This is a genomic window from Cohnella zeiphila (genome assembly GCF_014212055.1).
GTDB lineage: Bacteria > Bacillota > Bacilli > Paenibacillales > Paenibacillaceae > Cohnella > Cohnella zeiphila.
Genome location: NZ_JACJVO010000027.1, coordinates 50,382 through 75,818 on the forward strand (window position 1 = coordinate 50,382; position 25,437 = coordinate 75,818).

The following is a 25,437-nucleotide window of genomic DNA, read 5'->3' on the forward strand; positions in this document are numbered from 1 at the left end:
AGGGGGGCCGCCGATGCTGCGCAGAAGCGCCCGCAACGGCTTCAAAGGAATCTTGCTTTTGGCGTTCGCCCTATGGACGGTCATCCCGATCTGGATGGTCGTGATGACGTCCTTCAAGACGCAGAAGGACACCTTCACGGTGCCGGTCAAATGGTTCTTCCATCCGACGCTCGACAACTATTCGAAAGCGTTCTCGAACGGCGATTTCGGCCGCTACTTCGGGAACAGCGCGCTGGTGGCGGTGATCTCGTCCGCGCTGGCCGTCGGCCTCGGGACGCTGTGCGCTTACGGCCTCACCTCGTTCGGAATGAAGCGGTCGGGCGCGCTGATGAACTTCTTCATGCTCGGCAAGCTCGTTCCGGCCGTTACGATGCTGCTGCCGATGTTCGTGCTCATCAACGAGGTCGGCCTGCTCGGCAGCTACGTGGGGCCGGTTCTCGCCCACACGGCGGTCAATCTGCCGTTCGTCGTCTGGCTGGCGATCAGCTTCCTGAAGGATGTGCCGAGAGAGCTGGAGCAGTCCGCGCTGATCGACGGCTGCACGAAGATGCAGGCGTTCCGCAAAATCATTTTTCCGATCATCCTGCCGGGCGTGACGGCCGCCGCGATTCTGTCGATGCAGTATTCGTGGAACGAGCTCGTGTTCGCGCTCCAGCTCACGAATATGGACACGTACACGCTTCCGGTCGGCATCTCGCGGTTCGTCGGTTCGGTCTCGGTCGACTGGGGCAAGAGCAGCGCGGCGGCGACGGTGACGATGATGCCGATCATCGTCGTCGGGTTCTTCATCCAGAAGTATTTGGCGGAGGGCACGACAGGCGGAGCGGTCAAAGGATAAAGGAAAGGTTAAGGGGGTCTTCGCATGTATTTCGGCACGCAGTATTATCGTCCCCCGTTCCCGGGCTCGGCCGATTGGGATCGCGATCTGAAGCTCATCTCGGCTACCGGCTTCAACATCGTGAAGCTCTGGGCGGTCTGGTCGTGGATCGAGCGCAAGCCGGGGGAATTTTACTTTCAAGATTTGGATGAACTCATCTGCCGATGCGAGTCGCTGGGGTTAAGCGTCGTCCTCAACCTGGTGCCGGAAGGAGCTCCCTACTGGCTGGAGCGGGAACATCCGGACGCCTGCTACTGCGGCCACGACGGCAGTCGGCTGCCCTTCAGCGGCGCGGCCAATCTGCCGTCCGGCGGCTGGCCCGGCCTGTGCCGCGACAAGCCGGAGGTCGAAGCGCTGGCCAACCGGTTCCTCGCCGCCGTCGCCGGCCGCTATGCGGATTCCGCCGCGATCGTCGGCTTCGACGTCTGGAACGAGCCGCACATCGATCCGGCCTTCGATTATCCGGACGTGCTGTTCTGCTACTGCGACCATTCGCGCCGGAAATTCGCCGACTGGCTGAAACGGACGTACGGAACGGTGGAAAAGCTGAACCGCGTCTGGCACCGGGCTTATTCGGAATGGGACGACGCGACGGCGCCGGTCCGATTCGGCACCTACCCGGACATGATCGACTGGCGGCGGTTCTGGCTGGAGAACCACGCGGATTGGCTCTCGTCCCGCGTTCGAGCCGTGAAGGAAGCGGCGCCGGCGAAGACCGCGATGACGCACGTTCCGTTCAGCGGCTATCTGGGCCAATGCGGGGAGGGCGGGCTCGGCCAGACGCTGACGGACGAGTTCCTGCTCGCCGGCCGCGTCGAGCACTTCGGCTTGACGAGCTTCCCCAAATGGCTGATGAACAACGACTTCGTTCAGCACCTGATGCACGTGGAGCTGGTCGCCGCGGCGGCGGACGGCAAGCCGTTCTGGCAGACCGAGCTGCAGTCCGGCGGCGGGCTGTGGGGCATCGAAGGAAGCCCGGTGGCGACGCCGGAAGAGATCCGGCTCTGGAACTGGAACGCGATCGCCGGAGGCGCGCAAGGCGTGCTCTACTGGCAGTGGCGGCCGGAGCCGTCCGGGCTCGAATCGCCGGGCTTCGGGCTGACGGCGCTGGACGGCGGGCCGTCGGAGCGGACGGCGGCGGCGGGCGAGATCGCCCGCAAGCTGCTGCTCGAGCACTGCGGCTTCCATGGCGCAGGCCGCGTGCCCGCGGCGAACGGCATCTACGTGTCGCGGAATGCCGACCTGTTCGCCTTCGCCGCGGGCAGAGGCGAGAAGCTGTATGCGCAAGGGCTGTATGGCGCCTATTCGGCTGCCGTCGATGCCGGCATTCCCGTTCGCTTCGTCCACGGCGATCATCTTCCGCGCGCGCTCGCCGAAGGGCTGAAGGTGCTGTACGTTCCGGTGCCGTTCGCGCTTAGCGCGGAGGAGACGGCCGAGCTGAGCCGCTTCGCCGCGGGCGGAGGCCGGCTGGTGCTGGAAGCGTGCGCGGGCATGTACGACGAATCGGGAACGATCCGGCCGCGCTCGCTTGTGCATGAGCTGTTCGGGCTCGAATCGCTGGAACTGTCGATCGCCGAGCGGGTCGAGTGGGAATGGTCGAATCCGCGCGGGGAACGAGAGACGGAAGCCGGGGCGCGCTACCGCCAGGATCTGACGGGAACGGCCGAAGGCATCGAAGTGATCGGCCATTTCGCCGACGGATGCCCGGCCGCGGGACGGATGGCGTTCGGCTCCGGCGAAGCCGTATGGGTCGGAACGCTTCCATCGGTCGCTTACGCAAGATTCGGCAAGCCGGAACGCTCTTCGTTCATCGCGCAATGCTTCGAGAACCGGAGCTACGAGGACATAAATGTGCTTGGGGCCGACGGCAAGCTGATCTACCGACTGTTCGCGACGGCGAATGCCCTGCACCTGGTCGTCGTCAACTACGGAGAGGTTCCCGCCGCGATCCGGTATCGATGGAAGGGCGGCGAAGAGGAAACAAGGGCCGTCCCTCCCCGGGACGGCGCCGTCTATACCCGGACGATCGGCTGACGCCGCGTCCCCGGCCGCCGGCATGCGTCCCGAGGGGCGCGTGACGGCGGTCTTTTTTTCCGATTCGGACTTCACCGTTCTGAGCCCCCTCATACCCGAATCGTCCCCGTGAAGCTTCTTCGGCGTTCCTGGCGCCGAAGGCGCTTTTCCTTGCTATAATAAGTTCCAAACGTTCGGAGAGGATGCATGAATGGTGAGATCCTTGAGCCTGGCGCGTTTGGGTTCCTTTTCCATCCGTAAAAATACCTATGTCAAGCTGCTGCTGTCTTTTATCCTCCTGAACATCCTGAACATCTCGATCGTCTTCGGGCTGTACTACTGGAACGCCGATCGGATCATGAAACGGGAGATCGACGAGCTGTCGCACCGGCTGCTGTCGCAAACCCAGAACGTCTCCAACTACGTCTATACGTCGGTCATCAAGGGCGGGTACGATCTCTACGGCGACGATACGATATACGCGGCGATGTTCTCGGACGACGAAGTGGACGTGTTCGATCAGCATCTTCTGTTTACCCGCTTGAACCGTTTTATCCAGGCGAATCCGATCGTTCACTCGATTTACTTGTATAACCGGCAGCTCGATACGGTCATCTCCACCGAATATCCCAATCTGAGCTTCGCGAATTTCCCGGACAAGGAAATGACGGCGGCGCTCGGCGACTTCCGCTACCGTTCTCCCAGAATTCCGTATTTCCTGCGGAACGCCATGCCGGGTAAGCCTGCGGGCAGCCCGACGCTTTCGCTCATCATGACGGAACCGTCTTCGGGCTCGGATGAAGTGCAGGGCGCCATGGTCCTCAACATGGACGACGTCCAGCTTCAGAAGCTGATGACGGAGATGGCGGGCGATCCGACGAATCGGCTTTACCTTCTGCAGAACGACGGGGAATTCATCACGCCGCCCGACTCCCCGCTGTTCGCGGACGAGCGCTCCCGGTTCCGCTATTATGGCGATATCGAGAGCAGCGCGGCGTCTGCCGGAACGCTGATCGAGCACGCCGGCGGCCAGAAATACGTCATATCCTACCAGAGAACAAACCTGGAGAGCACCGGCTTCGTCTATCTCAGCATTTATCCGTATACGACTCTGTTCAAAAGCCTGATCCATATTCGCAACGTCACGATGCTGAGCAGCGGATTTCTGATCGTCGCCAGCTTGGCGCTGTCGGTGCTGCTGTCGCGGAGAATCTATTTCCCGATCCGCTCGCTCACCCAGTTCGCCCGCAAGCAATGGAGAGGATCGCCGGCTCCGGAGGACGGGGATCTCGAGACGATCTCCCGCGTCCTTGCCAAGGCGGTCGAGGACAACGAATCGCTGGAGCGGCTCTCCTACCGAACCCGGAAGCTGCTGAGAGAACAGTTCCTGCGCAGCTTGCTGCTCGGCTATGAAGAGAGCCGGAGTTCTTTCCGGACAAGGGTGGCCGAGCACGGAATCGAACTGGTCGCATCCGAGCGGATCCGGGTGGCCATCCTGCGCATCGACCGCTACCGGCAGTTCGAAGAGAAGTACGACAGCGAGAGCCGGTTCCTGATCCGTTACGCCATGGGCAATATCGTGGAAGAGACGCTCGAAAAGACGCTCCGCGCCCAGTCGGTCGACATCGGGTCGGATCATATCGCCGTTCTTCTGGACGATTCGTCGACCGGCGAGCAGGAGCTCGGCAGGATGCTGAAGGAAGTTCAGCGCAATGTTCGTTCCTACCTCCAGCTCGGCGTCACCGTCGGCATCGGCGACCCGGTGGAGTCTTTGGCCGAAGCCTCCTATTCGTACGAAGGGGCGCTTGCCGCCACACATCGCCGCGTCTTCCGAGGTCCGGGAGCGCTGATCGCCGGAAGCAAGCCGGAGCCTGCCGGGCGAATCGACTATCCGTTCGACAAGGAGAAGGCGATTCTGGACGAGCTTCGTCTGGGCAGACCGAACAAGCTGAAGGAAGCGGTCGATCGTCTGCTCGGAAGCTTGGAGGACGAGATCGGGCGGGACCCGTTCGCGGTTGCGGCCGAGGTCGTCCTGAATGTCATGAAAGCCGCTCATGCGCTGCCGGGCCGGGCGCTTCCGCCGTCCGTCTGGAGCTACGGCGATCTGTACGGTCAATTGACCAGGCTGGAGTCGCGCGAGGAGATCGTCGACTGGATCGGCCGGCAGCTGTTGAAGGAGACGGAGGGCAGCGAAGCAGACGACCGAAAGACCCGAAACGCGGACACGATCGCCAAGGGGCTCCAGTATATCGAGGAAAACTATCGGCGAACGGATTTCTCGGTGGCGGACGTGGCGTCGTACCTGCAATATTCGGCGAGCTACGTCAACAAGCTGTTCGGCGAGACCATCGGCATGACCGTCCACGAATCGATCAACCGGAAGCGGCTTCTCAAAGCCAAGGAGCTCGTGGAAGGCTCGGACCTTTTGATCAGCGACATTGCCGGCTTGTCCGGGTTCAGCTCCAGCAATTATTTCTATTATGTGTTCAAGAAGGAATTCGGACTGACGCCGATCGCCTGCCGAAAGATGAGCGGCGAAGCGGGGATCCCGGAGCCGGGTTGAGAAGGCCGTCGTTTCGGCTCAGCCGATTTTGCAGACTGCAAAATCGGCTTTTTTTACGTTTTTCTGAGTCGGAAGCGAATTTTAAAGTATCCTTGGACCGTTTCGCTGTGGCAATATGAGGGACACCGAAACCAATTTTTGACGGAAGGGAGGCGGCCTGTTGCGGCAACCGGTCAGCAAGAAAAGCAACGGCAAAGCGGGTTTCCGCTTCTCGGGAACGGGCGTCCTGTATGCGATGGCGTTACCCGGCATTTTGTTCTTTTTCATTTTCAGCTACTTGCCGATGTTCGGCGTCGTCATCGCGTTCAAGGATTACAATTTCGCAGATGGCATCTTCGGCAGCCCGTGGACGGGCTTCAACAACTTCGAGTTTTTCTTCACGTCGCCCGACCTGTTCCGCGTCACCTACAACACGCTGTTTCTGAACGCGCTGTTCATCGGCTGCGGAACGTTTGTCGCCGTGCTGACGGCGATTCTTCTGAGCGAGATTCGCAGCCGGATCGGGGCGAGAATCTTTCAGACATTCATCTTTTTCCCCTACTTTATCTCCTGGATCGTCGTGTCGCTGTTCCTCGGCACGTTCCTGGCGACGGAGAAGGGGATCATCAACCAGCTGCTGGTCGAATTCGGCTTATCCAGAGTGGAGTTCATGAACCGGCCCGGCCTGTGGCCCGCCATTCTGGTGCTGGTCTACCTATGGAAAACGACCGGGTACGGCGTCGTCATCTATCTCGCGGCCATCGCCGGGATCAATCCCGAGTATTACGAGGCGGCGCGCATCGACGGGGCGAACCGGCTGCAGCAGATTATGCGCATCCTGCTTCCGCAGCTTCGCCCGACCATTCTGGTGCTTCTCATTCTGGCGGTCGGCCGAATTTTCTACGGCGATTTCGGCATGATCTACGCGCTGGTCGGCGACAACGGGCAGCTGTATCCGACGACGGACGTCATCGATACGTACGTTTTTCGCTCGATGCGCACGCTCGGCGATATGGGCATGACCTCCGCGGTCGGTCTCTATCAGTCGCTTATGGGCCTCCTCATGGTCGTCGCGGCCAATTGGCTGTCCAAGAAGCTCAGCGACGAGAACAAAGGCGTGCTGTATTAAGCTTCATTTTTTCGGAAGGAGCGGCTTCATGATCGAGCACAAAACGGCCGGCTACCGGCTATTCCAAGCGTTCAATTATTTGTTCTTCGTTCTTCTGGGCCTGATCTGTCTCATTCCGTTCCTGATCGTGCTGGGCAGCTCGTTCGAATCGGAGTCGGTGCTGCGGGAGCGGGGCTTCTCGCTCGTCCCGAGCCACTTCACGCTGCTCTCGTACCGGACGGTGTTCGAGCTGAACACGATTACGCAGTCGTTCCTGGTGAGCGCGGCCGTCACGGTCATCGGCACCTTCGCGGCGCTGCTCGTCACGGGCTTGCTGGCCTATCCGCTCACGCAGAAGGAGATGAAGCTGCGCGGTCTCATTCTCGGCTATGTACTCGTCACGATGCTGTTCAGCGGGGGCCTCGTTCCCTGGTACATCCTCATCACCAAATACTTGCATCTCCAGGATACGCTCTGGGTGATGATCGTTCCTTATTTGGTCAACCCGTTCAACCTGTTTGTGCTCAAAAGCTTTTTCGAGACGCTGCCGAAGGAAATTATCGAATCGGCGCGCATCGACGGGGCGGGACATCTGCGCATCTTCCTCGGCATCGTCGTTCCGCTGTCGACGCCGGGTCTGGCGACCATCGGGCTGTTCTATGCGCTCACCTACTGGAACGACTGGTGGCTGTCGCTCAATTTTATTCAATCCGACCGGCTGATGCCCGTCCAGCTGCTGCTCAAGAAGATGATCTCGAACCTGACGTTCATCTCCAGCCAGGTCGACACGTCCCACTTTATCCAGGTGCCGTCCAACGGCGTGCAGATGGCGACCACGATCGTTTCCATCGGCCCGATCTTCCTCGTCTATCCTTACATTCAGAAGTATTTCGTCAAAGGGTTGACGATCGGGAGCGTCAAAGGCTAAATCGGGCTATCGGCCGTTTATCGGTCTAGCATATAAAAATCAGGAGGGTTCACGAAATGAAAAGAAACAGGAAAGCACTCCTGCCGCTGATGCTGACCGCCGCGCTGGCGCTGGGCGGCTGCTCGGGAAGCGGCAACAACAGCAACAACGGCGGAAGCTCGCAGCAGCCGGCTTCGCCGTCAGCCTCGGCGCCAGCATCAAGCTCCGGCGCGTCTGCAAGCGCTTCCCCCTCGGCATCGCCGTCGTCCGCCAAGCTGGACCCGGTCAAGCTGAAGCTCATTCTGCCCGGAGACAAACCCCAGCACTACGACGAAGTCATGAAGGTTCTGAACCAGAAGCTGCAGGACCGGATCCAGGCGAGCCTGGACATTCAGTACATTCCGTGGGACAGCTACAAGGATCAAATTCTGGTCAAGCTGGCCGCAGGGGAGAACTTCGACTTCTACTACGACGGCTGGTGGCAAAATTACGCCCAAGTGCTGGCCAAGGGAGGGGCGTTGGACATTACCGGCCTCATCCAGAAGTACGCGCCGGATCTGTACAACGGGCTGACCGCCGATTACGTGAACTCGAACAAGTACATGGGGAAGATCTACGGCATTCCGGTGCCGGGCCCGCTGGAATATCCGCAGGGCTACAACTTCCGCTCCGACATCGCGCAGAAGTACGGCTACGGCGCGGACAATCTGAAGACGCTGTCCGACGCGGAGGCGTTCATGACCAAGGCGCTGGCCGGCGAGAAGGGCAAGGTCGGGCTTCGCTACAACGGCGAATACGCCGGCGATTACCAGGTGCTGGCGTTCCTCGGCACGCAGCGGGAATTTATCCCGAGCAACGACTTCAATTCCCCCGGCATGCTGCTGAACAACGAGCCGAAGGTCATCGATCAGTTCGAGTCGCAGCCGTACAAGGACTTCCTGAAGCTGAAGCAGCGCTGGTGGAACGAGGGGCTCATCGACAAGGACTCGCTGTTCAGCAAGTCGTCGGTGACGACGGACGCCAACACCGACACGACCGCGCTCAGCAGCTTCGGCAATCCGCCGGAAGGCTGGCTCGGCGACCGCTCCGTATCGCTGTCCCAGATCGAGCCGGGCGCCAGCGTCGACTTCGTCACGATGGAAGGCGACGGCTTCAAGATGGTCAGCTCGTTCAAGGCAGGCAACTTCACGGTACTTTCGCCCGAATCGAAAAACCCGGAGCGCGTGCTCATGTTCCTCAATCTGATCTATACCGACAAGGGGATTCGCGATCTTTACCTCTATGGAATCGAGAACCAGGACTTTATCGCGGTCGGAGACAATCAGTTCAAATACCCGGACGGCCTGGATGCGACCAAGGCGTTCGGCAACCAATGGTGGATGGTAACGCCGTGGGCGAATGCGAGAATTTCGGCGAACGCGACCGAGACGGACAAGAAGTTCATCTCGTATCTGTCCGACCCGGCCAACTTCCAGAAGTCGGTCATTTCCGGCTTCGATTTCAACCCGGATGCCGTGAAGTCGGAGATCTCCAAGGTCAGCGCGGTGGTCGGAGAATACCGCAAGGTGCTGGAGAGCGGGTCCAGCTCGGACTCGCAGCTGGAAGCGAAATATAACGAATTTATCGATAAGCTCAAGAAGGCGGGCGTCGACAAGATCATCGCCGAGAAGCAGCGCCAGATCGACGCGTTTCTGCAAAAATAACCGCGCCGGCGGAAGGGGCGCGCCGTTTGCCGGCGCGTCTCGGACAGCCGGGCGCCGAAGGAGCGGGTATTCTTCCTTCCGGCTTCCGGAAGGAACGATATCATACAAGTTTCAACCCCATTTCAAGCCGACAACCGATCACGGTTGCGGGGAGGAGGCATGGTAATGAATGGCAGGATCGCAGGGAGCAAGAAAGGATGGCTGATGCTGTTCAGCGCGGCCATACTGGCCGGTTCCGTCCTGTACTCGGGGACGGCGGCAGCCGGTTCGACGACCGAAAGCTTCAATACAGCTACGGGATCGCTCAATGTGGATGATGCCGGATACTTGTCCAAGCACGACATCGTGTTCAACTCGCCGATCACCGATCCGAAGAGCGGACTGACCGTCGGCAACGGCCGCGTCGGCGCGATGGTGTGGAATACGCCGGGCGGGCTCTCGATGCAGGTGTCGGGAGTGGACGCGTCGGAGGAAGGCTTCGCTTCGGAAGGGCTGGTCAGCCTGACCTCAAGCCCGGGGTTCGACGAGAGCTACTCGACCCTGCAGCAGCGGCTGTCGCTGTACGACGGCACCGTGACCGCGAAGTACGACAGCGACCGGACCGTCACGATTCTCGGCTCGCCGAATTCCGAGGTGATCGGCATTCATGTCGAGGACAGCCGCACCGGCCTGTCCGGCGTCTCTCTCGATTTGAGCTTGTGGGACGTATCCGGCTTCGGCGGCGGCGACGTGCCGGATATCGGCACCTGGCGCACCGTTTCCACGTTCGCCGACCCGACCGTGGCCGGTCTGAGCCGCGGGCAAACCGACGCCAATCACTTCGGCTACACGCTCGCCGCCACGGTGGAGGGCGCCAGCTTCACGACGCAGGCGGCCGGCACCGGCAAGGTGCGGCTGAACATCGCGCCGGCCGCCAGCTACACGATCTGGATCGCCGGCGCGAGCCGGCTGAACGCGCCGGGCTACAACTCGGTCAACCAGGCCCAAAATGCGCTGAGCGCCGTCAAAAGCGCCGGATATGCCTCCACGCTGAACAGCTATAAAAATTGGTGGCACAGCTTCTGGAGCAAGTCGTTCGTGCAGTACTCCAACGCTGCCGGCGACGCCGATTATTTGGAGAACATCTACTACCTCGCCACCTACATGATCGCCGCCGGCGGCTACGGCAATTATCCGTTCCACTTCATCAACGGCGTGTTCAGCGCGGTGAAGGACGACGACAGCGGCAAGTGGAGCAATGCCTACTGGTACTGGAACCAGCGGGACGTCTACAACTCGTTCCTTGCCTCCAACCACGCCGACCTGATGAACACGTTCAACAACCTATACAGCCGCAATTTCAGCGCGCTCAAGTCGTATACGATGACCCGCTACGGCATCGACGGCATCTGGGTGCCCGAGACGATGGGCTGGAACGGCAGCGCGGCCGGCACGATCGGCAGCGACTTTACCAACGACATCTATTCCACCGGCGCGGAAGCGGCGCTGAACATGTACGCTCAGTACAAATACACCAACGATTCGGCTTATCTGGCCAATACGGCGTATCCGTTCATGAAAGAGGTCGCCAAGTTCTATACGGCGAAGCTCAGCTACGACAGCGGGACCGGCCAGTATGACATGGCTTCCTCCAACGCCCACGAGACGTACTGGGACGTGCAGAATGCGATCACCGACCTGGCTGCCGTCCGCAGCTTGTTCCCCAAAGCGATCCAGACGAGCCAGGCGCTCGGCGTCGACAGCTCGCTGCGGACGCAGTGGCAGAACGTATTGGACCATCTGGCCCCGTACCCGGTCGACCCTAGCGACCCGAACATGTACTTCCCGCATACGCCGCCGGCGTCGACGATCCGCAACGGCGAGAACGTCGTGCTGGAGCTGCTGTGGCCGTACAGCGTCAGCGGCATCGGAGCGCCCGACTACCAGAAGCTGGTGAACAACTTCAACAGCCGCATCTTCACCTACGGCGCCATCTGGGACCCGGGGGCGGTGCAGGCGGCGCGGCTCGGGCTCGGCGACAGCGCCTTCCAGGGCATGAAGACGATGCTGCAGCGCTACCAGACGCTTCCGAACGGGCGGACAAACGATACGAACGGAGAATTCGAGTATCTCGGCGTGCATCTGTCCGCCATGAACGAATCGCTGCTGCAAAGCTACAACGACAAGATTCGCGTATTCCCGGCCTTGCCCGGCGACTCGTCGATGAACGCCAAGTTTACGCTGCTGGCGAGCGGTGGCTTCCTGGTCAGCTCGGAGAAGGAAGCGGGCGAGATCAAATACGTCGGCGTCAAAAGCCTGTACGGAAACGCGGCGACCGTCGTCAATCCGTGGGGGACGCAGCAGGTGCAGGTTCGGAGGGCGTCCGACAACGCGATCGTCACGACCTCATCTTCGGGCGAGTTCAGCTTCAACACCGCGGCCGGCGCGGTATATGTCATCGAGCGGACAGCCAAGCCGCTATCCTCCTACACTTACACCCAATTGACCGGCACGGCCAACCAAGGGCCGAAGACGCTCTCCGGCACCGCAAGCAAACTCGGTTCCTCCGCTTCCCCGTCCGGTCCGGGCGGAGGCGCGCTGGTCAACGACGACGCGTCCTCCGGATTTCAGTACGGAAGCGGCTGGTTCAGCAGCGACAGCCGGGGCTATGGCGATTACAACGACGACATTCATTATACGGTCACGAACGGCGCGACCGCCGAATACACGTTCTCCGGCACCGGCATCGACTACTACAGCGAAAAGAACGGCGACATGGGCAACGTCGACGTCTATATCGACAACGTGCTGCAAGGCAACGTCAATCTGAACGTCAGCGGCTCCCGGCAGGTGCAGCAGGTCGTGTTCAGCAAGACCGGGCTGGCGAACGGGACGCATACGATCAAGATCGTCAGCAAGACATCGCAAGTCGCCGCTATCGACGCCTTCAAGGTGTATGCCTCGAGCGTCGGCAGCGGCGGCGGAGCGCCGATCGGCTCGACGATCTCGCTGAAGGCGGCGGCCAACGGCATGTACGTATGCGCGGATAACGCGGGAGCCGACCCGCTGATCGCCAATCGGACGGCGGCAGGGCCCTGGGAGCAGTTCATAGTGACGGACGCAGGGGGCGGCGCAGTCGCGCTGCAGGCGGTGGCCAACAATAAATATGTGACCGCTTCGAACGCGGGAGCGGACAGCCTGATCGCCGGCGCCGATTCGATCGGGGCGTGGGAGAAATTCCGCTGGATCGCCAACGCCGACGGTACGATCTCGCTGCAGACCGCCGGAAACAACCTGTACGTCACCGCCGAGAACGCCGGAGCCGAGCCGCTCATTGCCAATCGGAACGCTATCGGTCTCTGGGAGAAGTTCCAGCTGTAGATGCGTTCGGAACGAACCGCAAGCGCAGAGGGGGACGGCGCGCGCCGGTCTACCCCCGGAGGAACGGGGGTGAGAGGACCGCCGGTTGTCCCATCTGCGAAGTTTGCATAGCGGGTGATCCGATGCGATGAAGTACAATCATTTTCTAGGAGGTCACGATCCATGACAAGCTCCGTCAAAAGAGGCCTGATGCTGGCCATTGCTTTCCTGCTGGCGCTGCCCGTGTTTGTGAACCAACCGTCGCGAGCGCACGCCGCGGTTCCGGTCGTCGGCGAGATTATCGCGCTGAAGGCGCTGTCGAACAACAATTATGTTTGCGCCGATAACTCGGGCAACGACCCGCTCATCGCCAACCGCACCTCGGTCGGTTCGTGGGAGCAATTCATCGTGCGCGACGCGGGCGGAGGGCTCTTCGCGCTGCAGGCGGTCGCCAACAACCAGTATGTCTCCAAGCAGGCATCCGACGAGCTGATCGCCAACGCGACGTCCATCGGCGCGAACGAGAAGTTCCAGTTCATCGACGCCGGCGGCAGCAACGTCTATCTCAAATCGAACGCGAACGGCCGGTACGTCGACGCCGACATTCAGCCTACGTATCCTTTGATCGCAAACCGTACGACGGCCGGTCCGTGGGAGACGTTCGAGAAGATGACGATCTCGCTGCCGACCCAGCCGGGCCCCCATTACCTCGGCGTCACCTTCGGCTTCTCCGATTCGACGCTGCACGGCGGTCCCTACGACAACCAGGGCAACCAAATTTTCAACCTGCCGCTCTTCAAAGCCAGCTCCGACGAGTCCAAGTTCTGGGACAACTACGTGGAAGAGCTTGTCTCCTCGGGCGTGGATTTCGTTGCTCCAACGATCCGCGGATACCTGGATCCGCCGATGAGCGCCAACAGCGGAGGCGACACGCGGAAGCTGAGCGGCCTCGTCGCCGCCATCAACCGCCGCGGCGCAGCGGACCGGCTCAAGATCAGCGCGCTGGACGATACGCCGGCCTCGATGACGGACAAGAAAAACGCGTTCAAGCACGGAACCGGGGGCTACAATCCGCCGTTCGACGTCGGCGACGCGGACGGAACGGGCGAGGGCGGATACCAGTACATCTGGGATCACAATTTGCGGGCGTTTTTCGAGGCCGTGCCGGACAATATGCGGTTCAAGATCGACGGCCGGCCCGTCATCTATGAGTGGGGAATCGGCGACTTCGCGTTTACGAACCAGGGCAACGGCAATCTGAAAAAGATGGTCGAGTACATCCGGCAGCAGGCGCAGGAGGAGTTCGGGATCGATCCGTACCTGATCGTCGACCAAAGCTGGATCAGCGAGGATCCGACCGTGGCGTCGGTCGTGGACGGCGTGCACAGCTGGTTCCCGGTGCCGGGCGGCAAGACGGTGACCTCCTTCAACGGCAACAACTACGGCGTGGTTGCGCCTTCGTTCCGATTCGTCGTCGGCTCGACGAACATGGAGATCGATCCGAACCACGGCCAGACATTCAAGGACAGCCTGGCCGACGTCGTTCCGAGAAGCCGGGTCACACTGGTCGAGGGCTTCTCCGACTGGGAGGAGAATGCGGCGATGTGGCGCGGGCGGGACGGCACCTACGCGCAAACGCATTACGATTACCCGAATCAGATGATCAACATCCTGCGGCAATATTCCCGCAATCCTTTTCCGACCGACCTGCGGGTAGAGGCGGAGAGCGCGGACAGCTACAATGATACGACCACGGGCAATCTGTTCGGTCTTTACCGCGACGGGAACCTCGACGTGGAGGCGACTCCGGATTCCGGCGGCGGGTGGGACGTCGGCAGCATCGCGGCGGGCGAATGGCTGGAATGGAAGGACGTTCCGCTGGAAGGGAACGTCACGCTGAAGGTGCGCGCCGCCACGCCGAACAGCGGAAAGCGGCTGCGATTCGTCATCGACGGCACGGCCGGCCCGACGATCACTCTCCCGAACACGGGCGCGTGGCAGACGTACCAGACGGTGAACGCAGGATCGTTCACCTTCGCCGGCGGCACCTATCATACCGTTCGGCTAGAGTTTTTGGACGGCGACTTTAACGTAAACGATTGGACGAACTGACGTTCCGTAGAAACGAAAGCCGGCAAGAAGGCAGAAGGCTGCTCACGATAGCAGCCTTTTTGTCTTGCGACGGAGCTCTTTTCCGAATGCGGTTATTCGGAGGGACGGCACCCTGCTTGGAATAGCGCGATTTAATCAGCCGGGCGCAGGCTAAACAGGATGGCCATTCGGACATCCAGCCATATAGCATACGCATTCTGAAGATCAACTGCCTTTTCGTTAAGAATTGGCAGGATTAATGGAATGGATTCGCGAAAAGGTAAAGCATCGCAAGAAAGCTATCGACTCTCTTTTTTTCTCGTAGCTTCTGCTATGCACGTTATTTGAAAGCGGTTACTCCGGCGAGGTGAAACGGATGATCAAGCTGCTCATTGTCGACGACGAGACGGCGGAACGGCGGGCGCTTTGCCGTTCCGTCGATTGGAGCATCATCGGGGGAGAGGTGGTGGGCGACGCTTGGAACGGGAAGCAGGCGATCGAGCTGGCGATGCAGACGCGTCCCGACATCGTCATCACCGACGTGAAAATGCCGGTGATGGACGGCGTGGAGATGGCCAAGAAGGTTTGCGCGCTCGATCCGTCTATCAAAATCGTATTTTGCAGCGCGTACGAAGATTTCGGTTATGCCCGCGAAGCCGCCAATCTGAACGCGTTCGGCTACGTGCTGAAGCCGATCGACGACGAAGAACTGCTGCGCACCGTCAAGAAGGCGGTCGACAAATGCATCGAGGAGCGAATGCAGGGCGCGCTGTTCGAGCGCTTGAAGTCGAGCCTGACGCTTAGCGAGCCGCTGCTGCGGGAAGCGATCGTCCGCAATGAGCTGCTCGGCCTCGGCCGGGAGCCGGAGGCGCTGCTGCGGAGCGTCGGGCTGGATTGGCTGCGGGACGAAGAGGAGCCGTTCGGGCTGATGCTGATCCGGTGGCTGCCGGAAGATCGGCGGAAGACGGAAGAAATCAAGAGCTTACTATCCGAGCGGTTGACCGGCCGTACGGAAGCGGTCTGCGCCCAGATCTCTGCGGGCGAGATAGCCGTAACGCTCCGGCTTCACGCGAACGCGGTCGCGGACGAAGCGCAAGCGATGCTGGAGCGAACGGTCCGCGGGCTGGACGAGCGGCTCGCAAAGGCGTCCGGCTTCCGGTTGGAGTCGCTCTTCCGGCTGTATCCCGCGGGAACCGCGCCGGAGGAGGCGTATCGGCAGCTGTCGAGCGAGCCGGATGAGGGCCGTCTCCGCCCGGCCGATTCCGGCTTCGCCGCCGCGGGAGCTGCCGGAATCGGCGCTCCGCTGCCGGAGGGTTATTCGTCGGCGGCAGCCGATCCGCTTCTCCGCTTGCGGGCGGAGGCGCCGCGGCTGCTGCGGCAGGGCGACGAGGGCGCTCTTTATTCGCGCGTGCGGGCGTGCTTCCGCCACGCGGACGCGCCGGATGCGGACGACCCTGCGCTGGAATGCGGAGTGGCGCTGTCGGTGCTGACGATCTTGGCGGACGCCGTGCGGAGCTTGGGATTCGAGCCGTTCTCCGGCATCGACGAGGAGATCGTCTGTTGGACCGGCCTCGTCCGGCAGCGCAGCGCGGACGGCTTGCAGAGCTGTCTGGAAGAGTGGGTCCGCGCGTTCGCCGGCAAAGCCCGCACCGGCAAAGAGGCATCCGAGGATTCGTTCCTCAAGCCGATCAGGCGCATCGTCGGCGAACGCTACGCCTCGACCCTTACGGTAGAATCGATCGCGCAGTCGCTGCACTTCACGCCAAATTACCTGGGGGCTACCTTCAAAGCGAAGACGGGCGTCAGCCTGAACGACTACATCAACAAATATCGCGTCACCGTGTCGATGGGACTTCTGCGCGACCCTTCGCTCGGCATTTACGAGATCGCCCGCCGCTGCGGCTACGAGAATACGCCCTATTTTCACAAGATGTTCAAGAAGCATACCGGAATGACGCCGGGCGAATACCGCCTGCTGGAGAGAGGGGCGGCGGAAGATGAACGTCCGGACTAAGCTGCTCGCCCCCAGTCCGACGCTGCTTGGAAATCTGAAGTTCCGCTGGCAGCTGCTGATCTCCTTCCTGTTTATCTCGCTGGCCATTATCGCGCTGACGGACGCCGCCTACCAGGTGTCGATGCGCGGCCGGATCCTGCAGCAGAATACGGAGACGCTCGATTACGTCGTCGAGCAGACGACGCACAACATCGAGACGCGTCTGCAATATTACAAGCGGCTGTCCTTGTTCCTGACGAGCGACCAGAGCTTCCTGCGCAGCGTGCAAAACGAGGACCCTGCCGCCCGCCAGACCGGGTTCCAGTCGATTCAAAGCGACTTCTCCGCTCTGATGTCGAGCAACGTGGCCAGTCTCGCGAACCTGATGGTGTACAGCGCGAACCCGAATCTGGTCAAGGACGGGAAAATCACGTTCGGGCTCGACGAGCGGACGAGGCGGGAGATGGACGGGCCGCTGCGGCTGGACGCCGACAACTCCATCTGGCGGCCGACGTGGAAGGACGACCGCGGCCAGAAGGTGTTCTCCCTGTTCAGCCGCTTGCCGGGCTCGGATCCGTCCGTAGAGAGCTTGCTGGAGCTGCGCATTTACGAGACCGACCTGTTCGGCCTCATCTCCAAGGGCAGCCCTTCCTACCGGATCTACGTGCTGAGCGACGGTGGCGGCGTGATGTCCAGCACGGACCGGACACTGCTCGGCAAGAGCGTCGGCGATTTGTCGGGACCGGAGCGGCCGTTCGTGCAGATGAAGGACGGCGTCGAGCACCGGACCATAGGCGGCGTGCTGTACGCGGCCGCCAAGGGGACGACCGACAACGGCTGGTCGGTGATCGGCGTCGTCGGGCTGTCGGGGCTCATTGAGCAGGAACTTCGAGACGTCAACCGGTCGATCCTTCTCTTCTCCTTGGTCGCCGTCGTACTGGCGCTGCTGCTGACGCTGTTTTTCTCCAGCCGGCTCAACCGGCGCATGATGCTGCTGAACAAGAAGATTCAGTACATTCGCTTGGGCGAATTCGACCGCGACATCGTCATCCCCGGCAAGGACGAATTCAGCATGCTCAGCAAGGCCATGGACGCGACCCGCACCAATTTGAAGCTTCTCGTGAGCGAGATCAAGGAAGAAGCCGAACAGCGGCAGAAGGCGGAGATGAACGCGCTCCGCTCGCAGATCAACGCGCATTTCATCTTCAACACGTTGTCGGGCATTCGCCGCATGGTGACGAACCGGGAGATGGAAGGAGTGAAGGAGGCGATCGACGCGCTCGCGACGTTTTTCCGCATTTCGCTGAGCGATAAGGGAGATTCCATTACGGTCGCCAGAGAAATCGAGCATTTGACCTCGTACATCGATCTGCAGAAAAGAAGGTACGACGACGACATCCTCATCGACCTGGAAGTTCGAGAGGAGACATTGGGCCTGCGGACCGTGCGGCTTGTTTTGCAGCCGATGGTGGAGAACGCCATTTTTCACGGACGCAGAAGCGATGGCAGGAAGCTGCGCATCACCGTTCGCACGGAGATTCGGGGCGACCGGCTCGCGATGGAGGTTGAGGACGACGGCGCCGGCATCCCCCCGGAGCGGCTCGCCGACATTCGCCGCGGCGAAATCCGCTCCGAACGGGGCGGCGGCTACGGCATCGCCAACGTGGAACGCCGCATCCGGCTTGTCGCCGGCGATCCGTACGGCATTGAAATGGATAGCCAGGAGGGGAGGGGAACGCGAATGACCATCTGGCAGCCGCTTCGATCGGACGGATAATCGCCGGAATTGCACAAATCAAAGATTCGAATCACGGGTGGCCGCCGCCATTCGGGAAGCGCTTGCACAAATATGCGAGCGTTTTCTTTTTTTCAACGGAAAGGAGCGGGGCGGCGGCCAGAAACGGGTAGGCATGACGGCGTTCGGCGGAAAAAAGACAATGGTTCTCTTGATTTACGGCGGGTACGATCGGGATCGATAATAGGGACACGCAACACGCAGACCGACAGGCGCGAGGCGCCGAAAGGGGGAAGAGAAGCGATGGCCGGAACCAAAACGGCCGCCGGTTCGGCGCGGACCGGCCTGCATCCGGCGGCGGCGTACGCGCTCCGCCACAAGTACTTGTACTTGCTGCTGCTGCCGTGCGTCGTCTACTTTATCGTCTTTCAGTACGTGCCGATGTACGGCGTCGTCATCGCGTTCGAAGATTTCAACTTCGTCAAGGGACTGACCGGAAGCCCATGGATCGGCTGGGACAACTTCCGATATATGTTCTCGCTGCCGGACTTCTATCGGGTTTTCTGGAATTCGCTCGCCTTAAGCGTTCTTCGGCTCCTCTTCACGTTCCCGGTGCCGATCGCGCTGGCGCTCATGCTGAACGAGATCCGGCGGCTGGCGTTCAAGCGGGTCTCGCAGACGCTGATCTACTTGCCCTACTTCGTCTCGTGGGTCGTTGTCGGCGGGCTCGCGGTCAGCTTCCTGTCGCCCACCTGGGGCGTGCTCGGCGTCGCGCTGCACCGGTTCGGCATCGAGCCGCCTCCCTTCCTGACCGATCCGGCCTACTTCCGGCCGCTGATCGTGCTGTCGAGCGTGTGGAAGGACTCCGGCTGGGACACGATCATCTATCTCGCGGCGATCGCGTCAATCAATCCGGACTTGTACGAGTCCGCCGTTATCGACGGGGCGAACCGGTTCAAGCGGATCGTTCATATCACCCTGCCGTCGATCCGTTCCACGATCGTCATCCTGCTCATCCTGCGCATCGGCCAGCTCATGAGCAACGGCTTCGAGCAGGTGTTCATTTTTCAAAACGGCGCCAACAAGACGGTGTCGGAGGTGTTCGAGACTTACACGTACAGCCTTGGGCTGCTGTCCGGCCGGTTCTCCTTCGCCACGACCGTCGGCCTGTTCAATTCGGCGATCGGCCTCGTGCTGCTGTACGCTGCGCACCGCTTCGCCAAGCGGATCGGCGAAGACGGCATCTGGTAATCGATCTTTTTTCCGGAGGTGAACGAACTTGAGAAAGAAACAGCTGGACGACTGGCTGGTCGCCGGCGTCAGCTACGCGGCCGTAGGCTTGTTCGCTCTTGTCTGCGTCGTGCCGATCCTGTACGTGATCTCCTACTCGGTCATGAATTACTCGGATTATTTGGCGAATCCGTTCCGGCTCCTTCCGAAGCGGCTGGATTTCGGAGCTTACCGTCAATTGCTTCATTTCGATCTGTTCTATTCCGGCTATAAAGTGACGCTGCTCATCACGCTGGCCGGCACGACGCTCACGCTGCTGCTGCTGCTGCTCTCCGCCTATCCGCTGACCAAGACCCGTCTCAAGGGGCGCAACGCCGTTCTGTCGTTCATCGTGTTCACGATGTTTTTCAACGGCGGCCTTATCCCCAACTATCTTCTGGTGAAGTGGGTCGGCATCTACGACACCGTATGGGCGCTCATCCTGCCGGGAGTCATCAGCGTGTTCAACCTGCTGCTCATGATGACCTTCATCAAAACGACGGTTCCCGAAGCGTTGGAGGAGGCGGCGATCGTCGACGGCGCGAACGAGCTTCATGTCCTGTTCCGGGTCATTCTTCCGCTGTCGCTGCCCGCGCTGGCCACGTTCGCCATCTTCTCCGCGGTCGGTTACTGGAACAGCTACTTCGCGGCCACGCTGTACATTTCCGACCGCAGCCTGTGGCCGCTGCAGGTGGTGCTGCGGGAACTGGTGGTGGAGAACAACATGGGCATGCTCGGCTCGAGCGCGCAGCTGCAGCAGATGATGGCGCAGACCCGATCGCAGCCGTTCACGCTCAAGATGGCGACCATCGTCGTCACCACGCTGCCGATTCTCGTCGTCTATCCGTTCCTGCAGCGCTTCTTCGTCAAAGGAATGCTGCTCGGCTCGGTCAAGGGCTAGTGCTTGGCTCCACCGGGCGAAAAATCAGGTTGCCGCACGGGAGGCCGGTCCGGCCGGACGGACTCCGGTGTTGACAATAAATCCATCCCACCAAAGGAGGTTCCGGTCTCATGGACTCATACGCCAAGGGGAAACGAAGCGGGGTCTTCGCCGTCGGCTTGACCGCGGCGTTCGTGGCGGCGGTGCTGTCCGGCTGCTCGGGCGGCGGCAATGCCGCCGATTCGTCCGGGTCGTCCGGCTCTGCCGATTCGTCCGCCGCCGCTTCCGGATCGTCTTCGGCCCCGACGACGCTGAAGCTGGTGCTCAACCTGAATCCGGAGATCGATCTGAAGAACAATCCCGTCCTTCAGGAAGCCGAGAAGGAGGCGAACGTCAAGCTGGATATCGAAGCGCCGCCGCAGAACAGCTATTTCGACCGGCTGCGCGTCATCATGGCGTCGGGAGACCTGCCCGACATTTTCTGGGGCGGCACCGACGTCGACTTCGAGAAATGGTCGCAGCAGGGACTGCTGGCCACGCTCGATGACAAGATCGGGCAGTATCCGAATCTGACCGCGAACATCTCGAAGGCGCAATGGGGCGACACGACGGCGCTGACCGACGGGAAAATCCATGGCGTGCCGCGGCCCAACTCGTACGACCGCTGGGGCTATCTGATCAACCAGAAGTGGCTGGATAAGCTGCAGCTGCAAGCCCCGACGACGGTCGACGAATTCGTGAACGTCGCCCGGGCGTTCACGAACGACGATCCCGACGGCAACGGGCAGAAGGATACGGTCGGCTTCACGACCGGGGGCAATGCCGACGAGAGCAATATTTTCGCGCTGGGTTCGGACTTTTTCACGACCGCCTACGGGTTCAGCCTGAATCCGGGCTTGCCGGCGAGCGACGGGAAGTTCCACACCAACGCGACGTCGCCGGACTTCCTCCCTTATCTGACCAAGCTGCGCGACATGTACAAGGAAGGCATCGTCGACCGCGACTTCATTACGTACAAGGGAACGGAGTACGAGGAACGGTTCGCCTCCGGCAAGGCAGGCATCATCGGCATTTCCGACCGGAACGTGAACGCCTTCCTGAAGAAGTACAACCTGAATCCGGCGGATTACACGTACCATATCCCGCTGCGGAACTTGGCGACCGGAGAGTCGATCTACAACATGCCGCCGTCCAACTGGGGCGCTTATCAAATTCCGGCCACTTCCAAAAACATCGACGCCGCATTGCGCTTTCTCGACTGGGCCAACTCGGCCGACGGCTTCGAGCTGTTCCAGCTCGGCCTGAAGGGAACGAATTACAACAGCTACGATCTCGATAAAGGCACCGTCGACCGCACCGCCGACCAGCTGCAAAAGCTGACCAACGCGACGAGCGTCAACCTCGCATTTGCCGAAGCCTACCGGGGAAGGGAAGTCGTCGTCGGCGGCGACACGCAGGAGGAACGCGACAAGTTCGCCAAGGAAGCGCTGGACGCGCGGAAGGACGTCACCGAGTACTATGTGCCGTTCATCAAGCAGCTCTCGACGTTCAAGGCGTCGATTCCGGACCAGACGGCCACGCTGGCGTCCCTGGAGACGCGGTACGTCACCGGCGATATCAGCGAAGACGAGTTCCGGAAGTTCATCGACGGCACGTACAAACCGCTGGCCGAGAAGACGGAAGCGGACATCAACGCCTACATGGCGCAAAATCCGATCGCCAAGAAAAAAGGAAACGAATAACCCGGACGCTCCGCCGTCCGGTCCAAGGAGAGGAATCCAGATGGAAAAAACAATCAAGCTCGGCCTCGTCACCGACGTCATCCCGCTCGATCAGATCGCTCCGGGCTGGGACTATTACGAAGTGCCGAACGGAATTCACATGGTGCCGATGGAAAGCGAAGCGAACTGGATCCGCAACCGCGACATGTACCGCTCGCGCGGCGTGCCGACGCCGGTCGCGAGCCACTATATCGGCGGCTTCGGCACGATGGCGTCCGGCCCGTCGTTCGACCGCGAGCAGCATCTCTACTGGGCGGAGCGTTCGTTCCGCCGGATGAGCGAGGCGGGCGTGCAAGTGGCGGGGATCTGGGGAGGCTTTTTCCAGGCGCCGGCCGGCTACGGGCGGGAGAAGGCGATCGACGACGCCATCAGCTTCTGCAACATCGTCGCCGATCAAGCGGAGAAGTACGGCATGCTGGTCGCGCTGGAACCCAATGCCGATCCGGGCACGCTCTTCCCCAGCTACCGGGAAGGGCTGGAATTCGCCAAGGCGACGGGGAGAAGGTCGATCCGGGTCATGGCCGACCTGAACTACTTCATCAAGCTGAACGAGCCGCTGGAAGTCATTCGCCTCGATCCGAGCTACTGCCTGCACGTCCATATGGCGGGCGAAGGCAACGGCTTCTCGCAGCCGAACATCGAGCCGCGTACGGCCCTGTACCGCGAGCTGTTCAACCTGCTGTACGAGATCGGGTATACCCGCACCGTCTCCGTGGCCGCGCCGTGGATGAGCTCGGTCGGGGCGGAGACGATCGACTACCCGTACGAGACCGCCGTGACGCTGGAGTACATGCGCAAACTCCGCGACGAATATTACCGCGGGTAACGCCGCCGATTCTTCCTTACGAAAGCAGGTGAAGCTCTTGTCCGACAAGCTGAAAGCGGCCGTCATTACGGAATGGCATCCGGTCGAGATGATTCCGTTCCAGCGTCTGTTCCGCGAATTCGAGGAATTCGAGACGTATGTCCAGTCCTTGGACATTTTCTGCCAGGACAAAGACAATGAACAATACGACGTTGTCGTCTACTACAACTTGAGCATTCCGACGCCCGAGGCGGACGACGCCCGCCGGAAGTACCTGGAGGAGCGGCTCGGCCGCTCCGGCCAAGGCATCGTGCTGCTGCACCACGCCATCCTGAACTACGGAGAGTGGCCGCTGTGGACCGACGTGGCGGGGGTGAGCGACCGCAGCTTCAAGTATTACTGGGAGCAGACGGTCCGCTACGACCCGACGCCGGCCGATCACCCGATCACGCGTGGCCTGCGGCCGTTCGCGATGATCGACGAGACGTACACGATGGCCGAACCGAATCCGGACAACGAAATCCTGCTGACGGCCGACCATCCGAACAGCATGAAGGCGATCGCCTGGACGCGACAGTATAAGAATAGCCGTGTATTCTGCTACCAGTCCGGTCACGACGACTTCGCTTATCGGGATCCGAATTTCCAGGGGCTGTTGCGCCGGGGCATGCTTTGGTGCGCCGGCCGTCTGGAGTAGCAAAACCGCGTAAACGAAGTTCAGAGGCACCTTGGCCTTCACGCCAAGGTGCCTCGCATTATTGGCGCATAACGGATCGCCAAAGGCCTTATCGGCGCTTTGGGCTTAATAAGCACCTCGAATATGTTCGTGGACCTGTTCCCGGTAAAACTTTTGCAGCCGCTCGCGCTCTTCCGCACGGAACGGTTTCGCTGCCAGAACGCCAAGATTGTCCTCGACCTGGCGAACATTCCTGAACCCCGGAATGACACAGGCGATTTCCTTGAAGTCCAGCAGCCAGCGGAGCGACGCGCGCGTCATGTTGCCGCGCCCTTCCGCGATCCAGCCGAGTTGCGACGCCAGTTCTACCCCTTTGGCGAAAGGAAGGCCCGCGAACGTCTCGCCCACGTTGAATGCCTCGCCGTTGCGGTTAAAACTCCGATGGTCTTCGGCTTCGAATGCAGCATCCGCCGTAAATTTGCCGGTCAGGAGACCGCTGGCGAGCGGAAGCCGGACAAGCAGCCCGACACCGCGCTCGCCCGCACGGGGAAGGAGCTCGGAGATCGGCTTCTGCCGGAAGATGTTGAATATAATTTGAAGCGCCTGCACGCCGGACTTTTCCAGACAGAACAATCCTTCCTCCACGGTCTCGACACTCACGCCGTAAGCGCGGATTTTGCCTTCCTGCCGCAGCTTGTCCAGCACCTCGAACACGTAACCTTGCTTTAGAATCTCGAACGGTGCGCAGTGGATCTGATACAGATCGATGATATCGCGTTCCAGACGCTTTAGGCTGTCCTCGCACCATTGGCGCACCCGCTGCTCCGAATAGTTCTGAGGATCGTTAATATCGCCCTGACGGCAGAACTTCGTGGCAATATGGATCTTGTCTTCCTTGCCTTTAGTGGCGCGGGCGAGCAGCCGCTCGCTCTTGCCGTCGCCGTAAACATCGGCCGTATCGAAAAAGTTAACGCCCTCGTCCATCGCTTTGTCCAAGGCGCGGAGCGACTCGGCGTCATCCGTCTGTCCCCACGAGCCTCCAATCGCCCATGTGCCGAAGCTGACTTCGCTAACCTGCAATCCCGTTTTGCCAAGCGGACGTAAGTTCATACGCGCATCCTCCATCGTCGATCCGTAAATTTTCGTCAACCGTATTGTAGCAAAAGGATATGTGAATATACAGAATATCTCAGGTTTTGTGACAGGTTACGGGAGCGGCTCTATATATGATGAATAGTGACGGCTTAACGGTAAATCGAACAGGGAGGAAATTCGACCGCTGATTAGGGGAACAATCCTCTCGCGCTGAATCTTGAAGCCGCACAAAGAAAAGACATTTTTATACGTGATGTTAAGACCGTTTGTACTACAGGCTATAGCGGAATTCGACTTATGCTAATCCTAGCAACACACAATGGCACGATTCAAGAAGGAGGTTAACCGATGAGAAAGAAGATGGTACTCGGAGCCGCGATTACCGTTATGCCTCTTGCAAGCGCTTGCAGAAAAGCGTCCGACAACGGTGGCAGTACGGCAAAATCTATCAGTTCTTCTGGGACGTCAATGTGGCCGGCCGCCGCGACCCGAGCCTTAACGAGATGCTGCGCAAGCTGCAGCCCGGCATCCTGATCAACGACCGCGGCCCAAGCCCCGGCGATTACAGCACGCCGGAGCGGGTCGTACCTGAAGGCAACGAGTTCCGCAAGCCGACGTAGGCC

17 protein-coding genes are annotated in these 25,437 nt (G+C 60.6%); 16 read left to right on the top strand and 1 reads right to left on the bottom strand.

All coding sequences use genetic code 11. From position 1 onward, the window contains the following. Positions 1 to 13 precede the first annotated feature (13 nt). The 15 genes from H7C18_RS21255 to H7C18_RS21325 all read left to right on the top strand — a co-directional run bounded on the left by H7C18_RS21255 (position 14) and on the right by H7C18_RS21325 (position 23,740). Complete coding sequence (locus tag H7C18_RS21255) at positions 14 to 838, top strand: carbohydrate ABC transporter permease (protein WP_185131115.1); 825 nt, start codon at positions 14 to 16, stop codon at positions 836 to 838. 24 nt (positions 839 to 862) lie between these two features. Continuing rightward, positions 863 to 2,911, top strand: coding sequence for a beta-galactosidase (locus H7C18_RS21260; RefSeq protein ID WP_185131116.1), 2,049 nt, complete (start codon positions 863 to 865; stop codon positions 2,909 to 2,911). A gap of 190 nt (positions 2,912 to 3,101) precedes the next feature. Further along, the gene (locus H7C18_RS21265; RefSeq protein WP_185131117.1) at positions 3,102 to 5,453 is read left to right on the top strand and encodes a helix-turn-helix domain-containing protein; all 2,352 of its coding nucleotides are present in this window, start codon (positions 3,102 to 3,104) and stop codon (positions 5,451 to 5,453) included. Positions 5,454 to 5,613: 160 nt separating this feature from the next. Next, positions 5,614 to 6,561 (top strand): ABC transporter permease, encoded by a 948-nt coding sequence (locus H7C18_RS21270; protein WP_238357860.1) that lies wholly within the window; start codon positions 5,614 to 5,616, stop codon positions 6,559 to 6,561. Positions 6,562 to 6,589: 28 nt separating this feature from the next. Next, positions 6,590 to 7,468, top strand: a complete 879-nt coding sequence (locus H7C18_RS21275) for a carbohydrate ABC transporter permease (RefSeq protein ID WP_185131118.1) — start codon at positions 6,590 to 6,592, stop codon at positions 7,466 to 7,468. Between the two features lie 56 nt (positions 7,469 to 7,524). Then, the gene (locus tag H7C18_RS21280) at positions 7,525 to 9,150 is read left to right on the top strand and encodes an ABC transporter substrate-binding protein (protein ID WP_185131119.1); all 1,626 of its coding nucleotides are present in this window, start codon (positions 7,525 to 7,527) and stop codon (positions 9,148 to 9,150) included. A 165-nt stretch (positions 9,151 to 9,315) separates the two neighbouring features. Beyond that, positions 9,316 to 12,510 carry a glycosyl hydrolase family 95 catalytic domain-containing protein gene (locus tag H7C18_RS21285; RefSeq protein ID WP_202887222.1) on the top strand — a complete coding sequence of 1,065 codons (3,195 nt, stop codon included), beginning with the start codon at positions 9,316 to 9,318 and terminating at the stop codon, positions 12,508 to 12,510. Positions 12,511 to 12,672: 162 nt separating this feature from the next. After that, complete coding sequence (locus tag H7C18_RS21290) at positions 12,673 to 14,601, top strand: DUF5010 domain-containing protein (RefSeq protein WP_185131120.1); 1,929 nt, start codon at positions 12,673 to 12,675, stop codon at positions 14,599 to 14,601. Between the two features lie 355 nt (positions 14,602 to 14,956). Continuing rightward, positions 14,957 to 16,594, top strand: a complete 1,638-nt coding sequence (locus H7C18_RS21295; protein ID WP_185131121.1) for a response regulator transcription factor — start codon at positions 14,957 to 14,959, stop codon at positions 16,592 to 16,594. After that, positions 16,578 to 18,350, top strand: a complete 1,773-nt coding sequence (locus H7C18_RS21300; protein ID WP_185131122.1) for a sensor histidine kinase — start codon at positions 16,578 to 16,580, stop codon at positions 18,348 to 18,350. The genes H7C18_RS21295 and H7C18_RS21300 overlap by 17 nt, the downstream gene beginning before the upstream one ends. 261 nt (positions 18,351 to 18,611) lie before the next feature. After that, the gene (locus tag H7C18_RS21305; protein ID WP_185131123.1) at positions 18,612 to 19,559 is read left to right on the top strand and encodes an ABC transporter permease; all 948 of its coding nucleotides are present in this window, start codon (positions 18,612 to 18,614) and stop codon (positions 19,557 to 19,559) included. Between the two features lie 28 nt (positions 19,560 to 19,587). After that, a complete protein-coding gene (locus tag H7C18_RS21310; RefSeq protein ID WP_185131124.1) occupies positions 19,588 to 20,478 on the top strand; it encodes a carbohydrate ABC transporter permease in 891 nt (296 codons plus the stop codon). Positions 20,479 to 20,588: 110 nt separating this feature from the next. Then, on the top strand, positions 20,589 to 22,199 hold the full coding sequence (locus H7C18_RS21315) for an extracellular solute-binding protein (RefSeq protein ID WP_185131125.1): 1,611 nt from the start codon (positions 20,589 to 20,591) through the stop codon (positions 22,197 to 22,199). 40 nt (positions 22,200 to 22,239) lie between these two features. Continuing rightward, positions 22,240 to 23,064, top strand: coding sequence for a sugar phosphate isomerase/epimerase family protein (locus tag H7C18_RS21320; protein WP_185131126.1), 825 nt, complete (start codon positions 22,240 to 22,242; stop codon positions 23,062 to 23,064). Positions 23,065 to 23,101: 37 nt separating this feature from the next. Then, positions 23,102 to 23,740, top strand: a complete 639-nt coding sequence (locus H7C18_RS21325; RefSeq protein WP_185131127.1) for a ThuA domain-containing protein — start codon at positions 23,102 to 23,104, stop codon at positions 23,738 to 23,740. Between the two features lie 105 nt (positions 23,741 to 23,845). On the opposite strand, the gene H7C18_RS21330 is transcribed toward H7C18_RS21325, so the two are convergent. Further along, positions 23,846 to 24,829 carry an aldo/keto reductase gene (locus H7C18_RS21330; protein ID WP_185131128.1) on the bottom strand — a complete coding sequence of 328 codons (984 nt, stop codon included), beginning with the start codon at positions 24,827 to 24,829 and terminating at the stop codon, positions 23,846 to 23,848. Between the two features lie 389 nt (positions 24,830 to 25,218). Between H7C18_RS21330 and H7C18_RS21335 the strand changes: the two genes are divergently transcribed. Beyond that, positions 25,219 to 25,434, top strand: coding sequence for a hypothetical protein (locus H7C18_RS21335; RefSeq protein ID WP_185131129.1), 216 nt, complete (start codon positions 25,219 to 25,221; stop codon positions 25,432 to 25,434). Positions 25,435 to 25,437 lie beyond the last annotated feature (3 nt).

Coding starts and splice junctions, on each gene's coding strand:
- H7C18_RS21285 (WP_202887222.1), top strand. CDS start 9,316: ATGAATGGCAGGATCGCAGGGAGCAAGAAAGGATGGCTGATGCTGTTC.
- H7C18_RS21305 (WP_185131123.1), top strand. CDS start 18,612: ATGGCCGGAACCAAAACGGCCGCCGGTTCGGCGCGGACCGGCCTGCAT.
- H7C18_RS21300 (WP_185131122.1), top strand. CDS start 16,578: ATGAACGTCCGGACTAAGCTGCTCGCCCCCAGTCCGACGCTGCTTGGA.
- H7C18_RS21275 (WP_185131118.1), top strand. CDS start 6,590: ATGATCGAGCACAAAACGGCCGGCTACCGGCTATTCCAAGCGTTCAAT.
- H7C18_RS21320 (WP_185131126.1), top strand. CDS start 22,240: ATGGAAAAAACAATCAAGCTCGGCCTCGTCACCGACGTCATCCCGCTC.
- H7C18_RS21295 (WP_185131121.1), top strand. CDS start 14,957: ATGATCAAGCTGCTCATTGTCGACGACGAGACGGCGGAACGGCGGGCG.
- H7C18_RS21265 (WP_185131117.1), top strand. CDS start 3,102: ATGGTGAGATCCTTGAGCCTGGCGCGTTTGGGTTCCTTTTCCATCCGT.
- H7C18_RS21255 (WP_185131115.1), top strand. CDS start 14: ATGCTGCGCAGAAGCGCCCGCAACGGCTTCAAAGGAATCTTGCTTTTG.
- H7C18_RS21330 (WP_185131128.1), bottom strand. CDS start 24,829: ATGAACTTACGTCCGCTTGGCAAAACGGGATTGCAGGTTAGCGAAGTC.
- H7C18_RS21290 (WP_185131120.1), top strand. CDS start 12,673: ATGACAAGCTCCGTCAAAAGAGGCCTGATGCTGGCCATTGCTTTCCTG.
- H7C18_RS21315 (WP_185131125.1), top strand. CDS start 20,589: ATGGACTCATACGCCAAGGGGAAACGAAGCGGGGTCTTCGCCGTCGGC.
- H7C18_RS21260 (WP_185131116.1), top strand. CDS start 863: ATGTATTTCGGCACGCAGTATTATCGTCCCCCGTTCCCGGGCTCGGCC.
- H7C18_RS21280 (WP_185131119.1), top strand. CDS start 7,525: ATGAAAAGAAACAGGAAAGCACTCCTGCCGCTGATGCTGACCGCCGCG.